This window comes from Nonomuraea helvata (assembly GCF_039535785.1).
Taxonomy (GTDB): Bacteria; Actinomycetota; Actinomycetes; order Streptosporangiales; family Streptosporangiaceae; genus Nonomuraea; species Nonomuraea helvata.
The window spans coordinates 1335691-1349963 of record NZ_BAAAXV010000005.1 but is presented as its reverse complement, the minus strand read 5'-3'; the positions used below and the strand labels follow the sequence as shown (position 1 = coordinate 1349963).

10 protein-coding genes are annotated in these 14273 nt (G+C 65.8%); 3 read left to right on the top strand and 7 right to left on the bottom strand.

Features of this window, described 5'->3' with window-relative positions; genetic code table 11:
• Positions 1–110 precede the first annotated feature (110 nt).
• Entirely contained in the window at positions 111–1469 is a 1359-nt protein-coding gene (locus tag ABD830_RS25645; protein WP_344992145.1) for an NsdA family TPR-like regulatory protein, read from the top strand.
• Positions 1470–1537: 68 nt separating this feature from the next.
• On the opposite strand, the gene ABD830_RS25640 is transcribed toward ABD830_RS25645, so the two are convergent.
• From ABD830_RS25640 to ABD830_RS25625, 4 genes are all read right to left on the bottom strand, one after another.
• Positions 1538–3031, bottom strand: coding sequence for a trypsin-like serine peptidase (locus ABD830_RS25640; protein ID WP_344992142.1), 1494 nt, complete (start codon positions 3029–3031; stop codon positions 1538–1540).
• A 174-nt stretch (positions 3032–3205) separates the two neighbouring features.
• Positions 3206–4759, bottom strand: coding sequence for a trypsin-like serine peptidase (locus ABD830_RS25635; RefSeq protein WP_344992139.1), 1554 nt, complete (start codon positions 4757–4759; stop codon positions 3206–3208).
• Positions 4760–5193: 434 nt separating this feature from the next.
• Positions 5194–6726 (bottom strand): trypsin-like serine peptidase, encoded by a 1533-nt coding sequence (locus tag ABD830_RS25630; RefSeq protein ID WP_344992136.1) that lies wholly within the window; start codon positions 6724–6726, stop codon positions 5194–5196.
• Positions 6727–7293: 567 nt separating this feature from the next.
• Entirely contained in the window at positions 7294–7686 is a 393-nt protein-coding gene (locus ABD830_RS25625) for a transposase (RefSeq protein WP_344992133.1), read from the bottom strand.
• A gap of 206 nt (positions 7687–7892) precedes the next feature.
• On the opposite strand from ABD830_RS25625, the gene ABD830_RS25620 reads away from it, so the two are divergent.
• Positions 7893–8480, top strand: a complete 588-nt coding sequence (locus ABD830_RS25620; protein WP_344992130.1) for an NUDIX domain-containing protein — start codon at positions 7893–7895, stop codon at positions 8478–8480.
• Positions 8481–8619: 139 nt separating this feature from the next.
• On the opposite strand, the gene ABD830_RS25615 is transcribed toward ABD830_RS25620, so the two are convergent.
• The 3 genes from ABD830_RS25615 to ABD830_RS25605 form a co-directional block, all read right to left on the bottom strand.
• Positions 8620–9783, bottom strand: a complete 1164-nt coding sequence (locus ABD830_RS25615; RefSeq protein WP_344992127.1) for a trypsin-like serine peptidase — start codon at positions 9781–9783, stop codon at positions 8620–8622.
• Between the two features lie 196 nt (positions 9784–9979).
• Positions 9980–11083, bottom strand: a complete 1104-nt coding sequence (locus tag ABD830_RS25610; protein ID WP_344992124.1) for a trypsin-like serine peptidase — start codon at positions 11081–11083, stop codon at positions 9980–9982.
• Between the two features lie 289 nt (positions 11084–11372).
• Positions 11373–12485: a trypsin-like serine peptidase gene (locus ABD830_RS25605; RefSeq protein WP_344992121.1), complete on the bottom strand. Its 1113-nt coding sequence runs from the start codon at positions 12483–12485 to the stop codon at positions 11373–11375.
• Positions 12486–12769: 284 nt separating this feature from the next.
• On the opposite strand from ABD830_RS25605, the gene ABD830_RS25600 reads away from it, so the two are divergent.
• Positions 12770–14206, top strand: a complete 1437-nt coding sequence (locus ABD830_RS25600; protein WP_344992118.1) for an acetyl-CoA synthetase — start codon at positions 12770–12772, stop codon at positions 14204–14206.
• Positions 14207–14273 lie beyond the last annotated feature (67 nt).

The following is a 14273-nucleotide window of genomic DNA, read 5'->3' as shown; positions in this document are numbered from 1 at the left end:
GGCCCCCGTTTTGCTGTCCCTTGAGAAACGCCCTTAAACCTTTACTCAAGGTGATATAACAATAGCTCTCTGTAAGGATGTGGGCGCCCACTCCTGCGACGAGGAGAGCGATGGAACGCGAGCCAAACCGACTGCTGCGGCAGCTCATCTCGGAGGCAGGGTTCTCCCACAAGGGACTGGCCAGGTGCCTCAACGATTGGGGAGCTGCGCGTGGCACTCCGGGTCTCAAATACGACCACAGCTCCGTGCTGCGCTGGATCGGCGGCCAGAGGCCACGTGATCCCGTGCCGAGCCTGCTCACGGAGATATTCGCGATGCGGCTGGGCCGACCGGTTACCTCGGAAGACCTGGGCATGCCCGCCATCCTCACGCCCCTCGATCTCGGGCAGGAGTTCACGCACACGTGGCAGGAGGGGGTGGCGACCGTGACGGCGCTCTGGCGGGCCGACGTAGAAAGACGGAGATTCCTCATCGACTCGACTTTCGCAATAGGGGCAGGCTCGGTAGGAGCCGTCCGCTGGCTGACGTCCCCATCCCAGGGACACCCGAGCGGCACGGGCGCGCGGCGGGTGGGCCGCGCCGACATCGCCGCCATCCAGGAGGTCACCCGATCGTTCGGTGAGCTGGACAACCGCTTCGGCAGCGGCCGCGTCCGCTCTTCCGTGGTCAAATACCTCGACACCGCCGTCTCGCCGCTGCTCAAGGACGGCCTGTACGGCGAGGCCACCGGAAGGCAGCTGGCCGCCGCGGCCGCCGAGCTGACCCGCCTGGCCGGCTGGATGGCCTACGACATGGAGCAGCACGGCCTCGCCCAGCGCTACCTCATCCAGGCGCTCCGCCTGGCCAGGGGCGCCGACGACCACACCCTGGGCGGCGAGATCCTGGCCGGCATGGCACACCAGGCCATCTACATGGGCCAGCCGGCCCACGCCCTCGACCTCGCCAGGGCCGCCCAGATGTCCGCCCGCCGCGCCGGCGTCCACACGCTGCTGGCCTCCGCCCACGTCCTCGAGGCCCACGCCCACGCGGGCCTGGGCGACGCCCGCTCCTGCGGCGCATCCCTGCACGAGGCGGAGAGCGCCTTCGACGCGCGCAAGGCCGCCGACGAGCCCGCCTGGCTGAGCTACTTCGACGAGGCCTATCTGTCCGCCAAGTTCGCCCACTGCTTCCGCGACCTCGGGCAGGGGGAGCGGGCCGTGCGGCACGCTCGGCGGTCGCTCGACATGGACTCCCGGTATGTCCGGGGGCGGATGTTCAACCTGTCGCTGCTGGCCGCGGGGCTGTTGCAGAGCGGGGAGCTGGAGGAGGCGTGCTCCGCCGCCGCCACCGCTTTCGCGCTGGCCGGGGAGCTGCAGTCGGCCCGGACCCGGTCTTACGCGGCCGATCTGCGGCGGCGGCTGGAGCCGTACAAGAACGAGCGGGCTGTGCTGACGCTGCGGGAGAAGTCGCGCGAGCTCACGGCGGTGTGACCACTTCGGGACGTCAAGCGGCCCGGGGCGCTCGCCTTTGAGCCCTTGAGCGCCCCGGGCCGGTTTTTCTACTGCAGGAGCTCGCCGTTGGGGCCGACGATCTTCTTGGTCTCGGCGAACTGGGCCTTCGCGTACACGTCGGCCACCTCACCGTCGAAGATGGCCGAGCTGATGTAGTCGATCCGGCCGTTGCCGTCGTTGTCGTGGAACAGGCTGGTCACGCCGTTGACGTAGCCGGTGCGCTTGGCGTTGTCGTACTTGATGAGCCACGGGCCGCCGTCGGCGCCGGGGGTCATGGAGCACTTGAGCAGCTGGTGCGTCTCGACCCTGAACGTGTTGATCTGGTAGCTCTTGGTGGCGGTCTTGCCGGAGCAGACCTTCGGCGTCACGCCGGAGAACGGCCGGTCGCCGTCGGGGTGCGGGGCGGCGGGGTAGCCGAACGCCGTCACCTGCTGGCCCAGCGGCTGGTTCCAGGCCACACCCTGCCCACCGACCACGTCACCGAGCCGGCCCATGTCCTTGGCGATGCCGATCATGTAGTGGGCCTCGTAGAACTTGCGGGAAGTGCCGGGCTTCACCCACTTCTGGGTGAAGTAGTGGGTGATGGTGTAGTTGCCGAACTCGTCCGGCTTAGTGCCCTTGTCGCCAGGCCCCTTGTACGCGTCCCAGGTGGCCTTGTCGACCTGCTCCACAACCGGCTCGCCGAACTTGAAGCCCTGACCCCTGCCGGTCTTCGCATCCTTGTACGCGGCCGGGGTGACCTCCACCTTCTCCAGGACGGCGCCGGCGTAGTCAGGGCCTACGAGGTCGGCCGGCTTGTCCTCACCCTCCGACCAGCAGTCGCCGAGGGTCAGCTGGCACTTGAGGAAGTCCGTGGCGCTGATCTCACGCGGCTTGACCCACTTGTCACCGCCCCACGCCTTGAACTGGCTGCGCGAAACGTCCTTCTCGCCCGCCAGCGCGAAGCCGTTGTGCACCGCCACGAACGCGAAGTCGCCGTCATAGTCGTCGTAGGTGTCAAGGTCGTAAGCCGTGAAGGCGTACGCGCCCGTGTAAACGCCGAAGGGCGCCTTGCCCTGGTAGTAACCCGGCACGAAAATCCACTTGTCGTAGACGTCGTCCTTGCCGTTCGCGAAGACGCAGTGGCCGGCGGTGGCGACCAGGTTGCGGTTCCTGGACTGGATCGACGTCGCCGAGCACCAGCGGTACTGGCCTGCCTTGTCGAGGAAGAACACCTTGCCGATGGTCTTCGGGAAGTTGACGTTCTTGGTGGTGGTGGGCTTCGTCGTGCCGGTGGGGCCGGTCATGCCGGGCTTGCCGTCAGGGGCGCCGTTGCTGCCGGACGACACGATCTTGGACACGCTCTTGGTGTCAAGGCGGTACTCGGTGGCCTTGCGCAGCGCGGCTCCGTTGGAATCGAGCCAGAAGTAGGCGGCGCCGTACGCGTCGGCAGGCTTGGGCTGGAGGTTGTCACTGGCCCAGCTGGGGGCGGCACTGGCGGGGACGGCGAGGGCGGCAGCGCTCAGGCATGCGGTTGCCAGGGGGATGAGCAGGCGCTTCAAGGGGAGGCTCCACGGTTGTCAAAACGGGTGTAAAGACACTATCGACCCTTTAGTCACTCTGGTAAGTCAGGCACCAGATTTCTCAGCAAAAAGGCCGAAGGGCCCGGCAGGATGCCGGGCCCTTCGGTTTTGCTACTGAACGACGAACAAGTCTTCGTTCCGATCCGCAGCGAACTACGGGATGAGCTTGCCACTCCAGGACTTGGCAGCAGCCTGGTAGATGACGTTGGTCTCACCGTCGAAGTAAGGCGAGGTGATCGTGTCGTAGCGCTTGTTGCCGTCGACGTCCGCGATGAGGCTGGTCACACCGTTGACGTAGCCGAGGCGCTTGGCGTTGCTGTAGTTGGCGAGCCAGGGGCCACCGTCGTAGCCGGCGGTCACGGCGCACTTCAGCGACAGCTGCTCCTCGACCCGCTTGGACGGGATGAGGAGGGCCTTCTTGGCGGTCTTGCCGTAGCACCACTTCGGCGTCACACCGGTGTACGGCTTGCTGCCGTCCAGGTGCGGGCCGTAGGGGTAACCGAAGGCGCGAACGACCTTACCGGCCGGCTGGTTCCACGCGAAGCCCTGGCCACCAACAACGTCGCCGAGGCGACCGATGCTCTTGACCTCGTGCACCACGATGTAGTAGTCGGTCCGGATGTAGGCCTCAGCCTTGCCCGGCTTGAACCAACGCTGCACGTAGTAGTGCGTGATGGTGTAGTTGCCGGCCGTGTCCTTGGCCACCGTGCCGGGGGCGTCCTTGGTGCCAACCTTCGGGAAGGCCTCGCCGGTCTTCCAACCCTGCTTCGTGGCGTAGGCCTCGGCCTCGGCCTGGGTCACGTTCTGGACCTCGGGCGCACCGAACTTCGCGCCGTTGGCCTTGCCCGTGCCCGCGCCGTCGTACTCGGTGGAGGTCACCTCGTCCTTGGCCACCTCGGCACCGGGGAAGTCAGGCCCCGTGGCCGCGGCGTCGCTCTTCGGCTCGATCGAGTAGTACTCGGTACGCTTCGGGTCAAGCTTGCCCTCGTCGTACTCCGACTTGCTGACCTCGACCTTCTTGGTGCCCTTCTCGCCCTTGTAGGCGTCCCACTCGGCCTTGGTGACCTTCTTGGGAGCGTTGAGCACGCCGCCGATGCCGTCGTAGACGGTGACGAAGGCGTAGTCCTTGTCGAAGTCCTCGTACACGTCGAAGTCGTAGTGGGTGAAGGCCTGCTTACCCACGTAGACGCCGAACGGAGCCTTGCCCTGGTAGTAGCCGGGGACGAAGACCCACTTGGACACGACCTCGTCGTTGCCGGCGATGTCGTAGACGCAGTGACCGGCCGTGGCGACCAGGTTGCGGTACTGCGACTGGATCGAGGTGCCGGAGCACCAGTACAGCTTGCCGTCGCGGCCCTGGAAGAACACCTTACCCGTGGTCTTCGGGAAGTTGACGTTCTGGACCTTGGCGGCGACCTTCTTCTCTTCCCCAATGGGAGCGGTCGAGCCCGGCTTGGTGTCCGCGCTATAACCGCCACCGGAGGAGATCTTCTGAACCTCGAGAGCGTCCGGGTTGAACGCCGTGGCCTGCTTGAGGGCCGCGTTGTTCGAGCCGGTCCAGAAGTTCAGGGTCTCCGCCGCCTGCGCCTGGGTGGCCAGCGCGTCGGTGGAGAGAGTGTCGTCGGCCTGGGCCGTGCTGGCCAGACCAGCAGCCAGCAGACCGGTGGCCAGAATGGCGCCACCGGCGGGGAGGAGGATGCGCTTCAAGGTAACTCCTTGCGCTGTCGTGGAACGCCTCTTGCGTCCCATGCGTCAGTAAAGGGATAGCCAGAACATACAGTGTCGATCTTGCTAGCCGGTAGCCGCTTTGGAAGGAAAAGATGCGACAAGCCGGGCGTGACCGTTCTGTGATGTTTAAGCGGCTGATGCCCGTGAGGCGAAAGACACTCGCCTTGTCGCCGTTTGCCCTGATCAACATAAGCGCGTTGTCAGGGTTCTCCGCAGGGCTGAGGCGTCGGTCCGGTTCCGCCCGGATCTGCTATGTGATGCAGATCACATTGGATTGATGGCACCGTCTGAGCGTGTCATGCGTCCAACGCGCCATCACTTTCGACGGGAACGCCAAAGGGCCCGGCAGGATGCCGGGCCCTTTGGTTGTAGCGGTTATACGAACGGTCTATGACCGGTCGCTATCCGTTACTTCAGACAATCTTGCCGGACCACGAAGCCGCAGCCGACCGGTAGACGGTGTTGGTCTCGCCGTCGAAGTACGGCGACGAGATGTAGTCCACGCGGCCGTTGCCGTCCTGGTCGTTGAAGGTGCTGGTGACACCGTTCACGTAACCGAGACGCTTGGAGTTGCTGTAGTTGTACAGCCACGGGCCACCGTCGGCGCCCTCGGTGAAGGCGCATTTGAGGGCCACGTGCTCCTCGATCTTCTTGGCGGCCGAACCGACCAGCTTCTTCGAAGTCTTGCCGTAGCACCACTTCGGAGTCACGCCGGTGTAGTTCTTGTTGCCGTCGGGGTGAGGAGCCGCCGGGTAGCCGAACACGCGGACAGCCTTGCCCGTGGGCTGGTTCCAGGCGAAGCCCTGACCGCCGACGACGTCACCGAGGCGGCCAGCGTCGGCGGCGTAGCCCTCGATGATGTAGAAGACGGTCTTGTAGTACTTGGCCTCGGTGCCCGGCTTGTACCACTGCTGGACGTAGTAGTGCGTGATCGTCCAGTTGCCGCGCTCGTCCTTGACGACCTTGGCCGGGTACTTCTCGGTCGGCTTGTCGCCCTGCTTCTCCTTGTAGGCAGCCGCCTCGGCGTCGGTAACGATCTCGGTGACAGGCTCACCGAACTTGTATCCGTTGCCCTTGCCGATCTTGGCGTCGTTGTAGGTGCCCTCGAGCACCTCGACCTTGCCGACCGCGGCACCCGGGTAGTCGGGACCGGTCGCCTCGGGCGCCGTGCCCTCCTTGACCCAGTACGCCTCGGTCTTGGTGGGGTCGAGCTGGCCCTTCAGGAACTCGTCGCGGGTGATCTGGACGTCCTTGGCGTCCTTGATGCCCTCGTACTTGTCCCAGTCGGACTTGGAGACCTGCTTGGGGCTGCCGCTGCCGAGCTTGACACCGTTGTACACGGTGACGAACGCGTAGTCCCTGTCCCAGTCCTCGTACACGTCGAAGTCGTAGTGGGTGAAGGCCTGCTTGCCCACGTAGACGCCGAACGGAGCCTTGCCCTGGTAGTAACCGGGGACGAAGACCCACTTGGACATGAGGTCCGAGTTGGTCGCCGTGTCGTACACGCAGTGACCGGCCGTGGCGACCAGGTTGCGGTACTGGGACTGAATCGAAGTGGCGGAGCACCACTTCTTCTCGCCCTTGCTGTTCACGAAGAACACCTTGCCGATGGTCTTCGGGAAGTTGACGTTCTGCACCTTGGCGGTGGTCTTCTTCTCCTGGCCGATCGGAGCCGTCGAGCCCGGCTTCGTGTCAGCGCTGTAGCCGCCCTTGCTCTGCAGCTTGGCGATGTCGCCCTTGTCCCAGACGTTGGACTCCTTGGCGGCCCGGAGGGCAGCGCCGTTGTTGTCCGCCCAGAACTGGGCAATGGCCTTGGCGTTCGCCGCACTCGTCGCCATCGGGTCGCTGGCAACGTCGCTGTTGGCCTGGGCGGTGCCGGCCAGGCCGGCAGCCAGAAGGCCGGTAGCCACGAGGGCGCCACCGGCGGGAATGAGGATGCGCTTCAAGGGAACTGCTCCTTGCTCTGTCGTGGGTCGCAACTTGCGTCCCATGCGTCAGTAAAGGGATAGCAAGGAACATAGCGTGGTGATCTCTGCAGGTGGAACCCGGTTTGGGTGATTCGGTAGTCGGCCTTACCGCTGTTACCGTGCTGTTATCAGTCAGAGATCTTCGCGCGCGGTGATTGGATAGTTACGTTTTCGCTGGGTATGGAGGGGTTGTGGCTGATGGTACTGGAGTGCCGTTAGCGCTCCATCACGGACCGTAGTCGGGTAAACGTGACTTAGATCACAGGAACCGGATTGGAACCTCATCCGTCTAAGTCGCCCGGATCCTCACAGGTGATCTTCAGATTGGGTCTGAAGCCCTTCTCTGGACGCCGTCCGGAGCGCAGAAGTGGGGTCGCGCGCATGGAGGCGCCCCGCTGAATTGGTGCCGTCCTCGCCGGGAGGGAGGGGTCGGCGAGGACGGCCGTCGGTTGGCAGGCGGGTCCTCGGGGGAGCGACCCGCGGCCAGTCCTATGTGGCCGGGCGCATGAGGCGCCTCAGTGAACTATGACTGCTTCTGGAGCGGATCTAGAGGTCTCTCTGCCTGACTATCGCGGTCAGGTGGGCGCGCAGGCTGATCAGCACCGGATCACTGGTGGTCCGCTTTGGCCGCGGGTGCTGTGTTGTCTCTGGAGCCTCGTCCTGGCGCGCTCGAGGGACGTTCTTCTGGGCGGTCTCAACCGCGGCCAGCAGTCGCCGCCAGGTGCCATCGGCCGTCCAGTGACGCTGGTGCCGGTAGACGGTCACCCAGCAGCCGAAGCGCTCGGGGAGATGACGCCAGCGCAAGCCGGTGCGGGCCTGGTAGAGCGCGCCGTTGATCATCATGCGGTGTTCTTCCCACCGATCATCGCGCTTGTCGCCTCGGGGGAGCAGGGATGCGAGTCGCTCCCACTCGGCGTTCGTCAGATCGCCTCGATGCATAAGCTCATCGTGACAAGGCAAACACGTTGTGTCAGCGAATTCAAAGAAGATCTTCGTGAGGGGTTGTCGATCCAGCCACGGCCGGGTGACGACAGCAAGGCCCATATGGGCGCATTTGCTGGCTGACAGTCATGTCCTCGGCAAGAGGAAGAATCCATTCAATGTCAGGCAGTCGATTGCGGGAGAGCTGTCGGAGGCCCTTCCATGTGATCGTGACCGTTTCGCCTGAGGAGATCGGCGCCGTGCTGGCGCGGTATCTCGCCGCCGCTCCCCATCGAGGGCTCGCCACGGCTCCTCTGATCGCGGCTCTTGGGATGAGTGGCGATGTGGCTTCACGGAGGACGTTTCCTCTGCACGTCACCTGTAGCGCGGTCGTCGTGGATGCCGTCGGCGACGTCCTGATGATCTGGCACCGGGAGCACGGGCGGTGGCGCTTGCCTGGTGGGCATATCGAGCCGGAGGATCCCACCATGTACGGCGCCGCGCTGCGTGGGCTTGAGGCGGTGATCGGTGTTGCCTGGTATGACACCATCCCTGCGGTGCCGGACGATGACGTTCCGGTGGATGTCAACGTCCACAGGGTTCCCGCGAGCTCGGTGGAAGGTGAGCCGTCGCATGTGCATGCCGACTTCCGCTACGCCTTCATGGCCGACAGGGGCGGGATGTCCGTTGCGGGCAACGCGGGTACTGCGTTCTCCTGGCGGCCGCCGTACGAGCTGCTGAGTCCTCGTTTCGGCGCTTCCGCCTCCCGTGGAGTGCGCTTTTCCTGTCGCGGCCGCAGCGCGAAGGCGTAGCTTGGCGCGCTCGCCCTCTTAGGGGACGCCGGCTGGAACTTCACAGCGTGAAGCGCCCCCGAAGTGGTTTCTTCCCTGGAAACGGCTGTGGCGAGGGTCTCGTCCACTGCCGAGACCCTCGCCGCTCCCCTGGAAGGGCTTACTTGTACAGCTCGCCGTTCGTGTCGACCAGCTTGCCGGACCACGAGTTCTTGGCCGCGTTGTACACCGCAGCCGTCTCACCGTCGAAGTACGGCGACGTGATGTAGTCGATGCGGTCGTTGCCGTCCTGGTCCGCGAAGGTGCTGGTGACACCGTTCACGTAGCCCAGGCGCTTGGCGTTGCTGTAGTTGGTGAGCCAGGGACCGCCGTCGTAGCCGGGGGTCACGGCGCACTTGAGGCCGATGTGCTCCTCGATCTTGAGCCAGGGAGCGCCGACCGCCTTGGAGGTGGTCTTGCCGTAGCAGGTCTTCGGCGTGACGCCGCTGTAGACCTTGTTGCCGTCCGGGTGCGGGGCGGCCGGGTAGCCGAAGGCGCGGACGGGCTTGCCGGTGGGCTGGTTCCAGGCGACGCCCTGGCCGCCGACGTTGTCGCCGAGGCGACCCGCGTCCTTGACCAGCAGGAGGTGGTAACGGCCGCCCCACGAGCGCTTCGGGCCGGTGAAGCGGTCGTAGGTCCTGCGGTCCACGTCCTTGACGCGCTCGAGCTGGATGCCGTTGTAGACCGTGACGAAGGCGTAGTCCTTGTCGTAGTCCTCGTACGTGTCGAAGTCGTAGTGGGTGAAGGCCTGCTTGCCCACGTAGATGCCCCAGGGGTTCTTGCCCTCGTAGTAGCCGGGCACGAAGATCCACTTGTCGAGGAGCGCGCTGTTGCTGTCCGTGTCGTACACGCAGTGGCCGGCGGTGGCGACCAGGTTGCGGTAGTTCGACTGGATCGAGGTGGCCGAGCACCAGCGGTACTTGCCCGAGCTGTCGACGAAGAAGACCTTGCCGATGGTCTTGGGGAAGTTCACGTTCTGGCCGGAGCCGGTCGACTTCGACTGGCCGGTCGGCGCCGTGGTGCCAGGACGGCCGTCGGGGGTGTAGCCGCCCTTGGAGACGACCTTGCGGACCTCTTTCGCGTCCCACGTGTACTGGGTCGCCGCGCGGAGCGCGGCTCCGTTCGCGCCGAACCAGAAGGAGGCGACGGAGACTGCCACGGACGTGCTGTTGGCCAGAGGGTCGCGGGAGACGTCCCCGTCAGCCTGCGCATTGCCGGTCAGACCCACGGCGAGCAGGCCGGTCGCCAGAATGGCCCCACCGGCGGGCAGAAGGATTCGCTTCAAGGTAACTCCAGGTTGCGCTGATAAGAGGCGCCTGGTGCACCCCCACAACTCAGCAAAAGGACAGCCCGGAATTTACAGGTTTGACCAAGCCAGTGTGAATTTTGGGTAGATCATCTCACCGTTCCACCGGGTGTCGTGACCGTACCGAGACAAAGGATGTGCTGATCACGAGCAGTGATTGAACGGTTGCTGTGATTTAGGTCACTTTTGACGGTGTGGTCAGGGCCGCGGCGCGTCGGTAGACCTCGCCGGTGGTGGTGTCGAAGTACGGGGCCGACACCGCGTCGTACCAGCCCTTGGCGTCTCTGTTCCAGGTCAGGCTGTTGACGCCGTTCAGGCTGCCGAGCCCGCGATCGCCGTTGTAGCCGATCAGCCAGGGCCCGCCGCTCGCGCCGGGGCTGAAGTCGCACGACAGCAACTGCACGCCCTTCTGCAGGTCGATGCTGACGGCCGAGGTCCACCTGGTCGATCCCGCGCCGCACATCTCCAGCTTCTTGCCGTTGAACGGCGTGCTGCCGTCGGGCTGCGCGCCCGCCGGGTAGCCGAAGGCCACCGCCGAGTACGTGCCCGGCTTCTTGTTGAGCTCGATGCCCTGGCCGCCCACGTTGTCCTGGAGCCGGCCGACGTCCTGCATGACGTAGCCGCCGCCGTCCTTGGCCACCCACTTGAAGCCGCGGTGGACGGTCACGAACGCGTAGTCGAAGTCGTAGTCGCCCTTGCCGGACCAGTCCTCGTGCATGCTGATCGAAGAGCCCACGTAGATGCCGTCAGGCGTCTCGCCGTTGGGCCCGGGATTGGGGACGAAGATCCAGAACTCCGCCGCCTTGGCCTGGCGCGGGTCGTACGCGCAGTGCCCGGCCGTCGCGACGACACTGTGGTTCTTGGCGGCGATCGCGCTGGCGGAGCACCAGTACTCCTTGTCCCCGAACCGGAAGAAGACCTTGCCCATGGTCGTCGCGGCCGAGCGCTTGCGCGGCAGCGCCGGCGCCACGGGCTGCGCGGCGATCGCCCGCGTAACCGGGGACGTGGCCTGCGTGGCGGGGGCGGAGGAGGTCGGGGAGGATGAGGGCGCCGGGGTGGCCGCGGCGCCCGGCGTGGCCGGGCTGTAGCTGTCGGCCTTCTTGAGCTGTTCGGGCGTCCAGTAGTCGGCGACCCGCTTCACGTCCGCCGAGGTCTTCGCCAGAGTGACGGCGAACACCTGGCTGTCGCGCTCGGCACTCGCGACCCCTGTGAAGGCAGGCAGCATCAGCAGCGCGCTGCTGAGCGCAGCCGCCACCACGTGCCTGGCCCGGGGGATCATGAAATGCCTTTCTTTGGGGTCGTAAGGGTGGATTTTTCCAGATGTACAGGTGGTATTGCAGCCAGGATAGAGATTCGTTACCTGATCTACCATGCGGGGTGCGCTATAAGAGCGCCGTCAGACAAGCCGCTAAATGATCATTGAAATCCGTCGTTTTCGCTGGTCAGAGCGGTTGTGGGCGTGCCATGAATTGCGGTGATTCCGCGCCGTTCCAGTGGCGTACGCCTCATTGACATCTCAGGGGAAGGCCCCGGTTCTCGGGGAACCGGGGCCGAGGGTGCAGGTCTGATCAACGGAAGTTGCCGGTCCAGCGGTTGGCCGCTGCCTTGTAGACCTTGTAGGTGTCGGTGTTGAAGTACGGCGACGAGATGTAGTCGTAGCGGTCGTTGCCGTCGGTGTCCCACGCGACGCTGTTGACCCCGACCAGGTAGCCGGTGCGCGACGCGCTCTTGTAGTTGTAGAGGAACGGTCCGCCGCTCGCGCCCGCGGTGAAGGAGCACGTGAAGCCGATGTGCTCCTGCAGGTTGTACTTCCTGGCCTCCGGCATCGGCTTGGTCTTGCCGTAGCAGAACTTCATCGTGCGCCCGGTGTACGGCTTGTCGCCGTCGGGGTGCTCGCCCGCCGGGTAGCCGAACGAGAACACGTTCAGCTTCGTGCTCCTGTTCCAGGTGAAGCCCTGTCCGCCTACGTTGTCACCGAGGCGGCCGACGTTCTTGACGGTCCACTGCCACCGGCCGTTGACCTTCTCCCAGGTGACCTTGATGCCGTTGTAGACGTTGACGAACGCGTAGTCGAAGTCGTAGTCCTCCTTCACCACGAAGTCGTCGTGCGCGTTGAACGTCTTGGCGGCGTAAATGCCGTAGGGCGCCTTGCCCTCCCAGACATTGTTGCCGTCCCAGTACGACGGAATGAAGATCCAGTTGTCGTAGAAGGTGTTCTTGCTGGTGTCGTAGACGCAGTGGGCGGAGGTCGCCACGAGGTTGCGGTACTTGCCCTGCACCGAGCTCGCCGAGCAGTAACGCCAGCTCCTCGGGTCGCGCGGGTCGGCCTTGGGCAGCGTGAAGAACACGCGGCCGACGGTGTTGGGCAGGTTGACGTGCTTGCTCTTCTTGGCCTTGGTCTTCTCCTCGCCGATCGGGGGGACGGATCCGGGAGGTCCGTCAGGGGCGTCGTTGGTGCCCTTGACGCCCTTGGAGGTCAGGCTGAGGCCGTCGTCGTAGTCGGTGGCCAGCTTGACGCGGTCAGGCGTCCAGAACTGGATCGCCTGCTCGGCAGGGGTGGCGGCGTTCTGGGAGACGACGTCTGAGGGGGATGCGGTCGCGCGCGCCGCCGTGCCGCTGACCAGCCCGACGGCCATCAGGCCGGCGAGCGGGATCGCGATGCGCCTTGCTCGGGAAAACATGGGGCTCCTTTCAGCTTTCGGCGGCCCAGAGCGGGGTGCTGCGCCCCGGTGGGCCAGGAAAACGATCGGAACGTTAATGAATGGCGCAAGCGCGTCGCCATGAAACGACGCTAAAAAGCATGGCCCGGTTCCATTCCGTTATAGAGATAGCGAAATCGCATGTATTACTGATTGGCATCTCCGCAGGTGGGGGCGGTGGTTATTTGTCTGCAGCAACAGCGGTAACTCGCATTATCAAATGCCACTCCACGGCCGACCGAATCTCGTTCTGGTTAACTGGATTCATGGATCCACGCACCCCCTGTCTCATCGGCATCGCGCAACGCACGGTTCGCGAGCAGCCCGGCCCGGAACCGCTCGATCTGTGGGAGGAGACGGCCCGTGCCGCCGCCGCCGACGCCCGGCTCCCCGTCGAGCGGCTCGACTCGATCCAGATCGTCTACACCGACTCCTGGCAGTACGACTCCCCGGTCGGCCGCCTCGCCGAGCGCCTCGGCGCCACGCCGCGTCACCGGGCGTACTCCAAGGTCGGCGGTACGGCTCCGCACCTGCTCATCGGCGAGGCCGCGGCCAGGATCGCGGCGGGCGACATCGACTCCGCGCTGGTCACGGGGGCCGAGGCGCTCGCGACGCGCAGGGCGTACAGGCATGCGGGCGAGCACGTGCCGTGGAGCCATCCCGCCGTGCCCAAGCCCCCATACGGCTGGGAACGGCCGCCGCACCCGTCCGCGCTGGCCCACGGGCTGTTCCTGCCGGTGCACACTTACGCGATCATGGAGACGGCGCGGCGGGCGGCGTCCGGGCTCACGGTCGAGGAGGAGATGCGCGACAGGGGCCGGATGATGGCGCCGATGACCGAGGTGGCCGCCGCGAACCCGTACGCCTGGCGCAGGACAGTCCGCACCCCCGACGAGATCGCGCACGGCGACCGGTTCGTCGGCTGGCCCTACACCAGGAACACGGTGGCCGTGCTGGAGGTGGACCAGGCGGCGGCCGTCGTCCTGGTCGCCAGTGAGCTGGCTGACCGGCTCGGGGTGCCTGCCGGGCAGCGCGTTTACCTGCGCGGATGGGCGTACGGGGAGGACACCTGGGAGGTGGCCGCGCGGCCCGCGCTCGGTGCCTCGGAGGCGATCGGGAAGGTGGCCGAGGCCGCCTTCCGGCGCGCCGGGCTCGGGCTGGACGACATGGACGCGCTCGACGTCTACAGCTGCTTCGCGGTCGCGTTGCGCCAGGCGTGCGACGCGATCGGGCTCGACCCGCTGGACCGGCGCGGGCTCACGGTCACCGGCGGGCTGCCGTACGCGGGCGGGCCGGCCAGCGACTACGTGCTGCACTCGACGGCGACCATGGCGGGGCTGCTGCGGGCACAGTCGGGGCACGGGCTGGTGAGCGGGGTGGGGATGCATCTGACGAAGCACACGTACGCGGTGTGGTCCAGCGAGCCGGGCGGTCGGCTGGGGAGCGCGGCGCCGGTGTTCGTGGCCAAGGAGATGCCTCTCGTGGGCGCCTTCGACGGGGACGGGGTGGTGGCCGGGTACACGGTCGCGCACGGGCGGGACGGGGCCGCCGAAAGAGGGGTCCTCGTGGCCGAGGTGCCTGGCGGGCGGGCTTATGCCGTGGTGGAGGAGGCCGAGCTGCTGGCGGATGCGGAGTCGCGGGAGCTGGTGGGGCAGCGGGTGCGGCTGGTCAGCGACGGGAAGGTCAATGTGGCTGCGTGGTGACCTAAAGTGGATGCCAAATCTGTGACCGCATGACTACTATCTGGTGTTGACATTTTTATGTCACAGG

What these genes read in the sequence shown, in the direction of transcription:
- ABD830_RS25645 (WP_344992145.1), top strand. Translation starts at nt 111, where the DNA reads ATGGAACGCGAGCCAAACCGACTGCTGCGGCAGCTCATCTCGGAGGCA.
- ABD830_RS25625 (WP_344992133.1), bottom strand. Translation starts at nt 7,686, where the DNA reads ATGCATCGAGGCGATCTGACGAACGCCGAGTGGGAGCGACTCGCATCC.
- ABD830_RS25610 (WP_344992124.1), bottom strand. Translation starts at nt 11,083, where the DNA reads ATGATCCCCCGGGCCAGGCACGTGGTGGCGGCTGCGCTCAGCAGCGCG.
- ABD830_RS25605 (WP_344992121.1), bottom strand. Translation starts at nt 12,485, where the DNA reads ATGTTTTCCCGAGCAAGGCGCATCGCGATCCCGCTCGCCGGCCTGATG.
- ABD830_RS25600 (WP_344992118.1), top strand. Translation starts at nt 12,770, where the DNA reads ATGGATCCACGCACCCCCTGTCTCATCGGCATCGCGCAACGCACGGTT.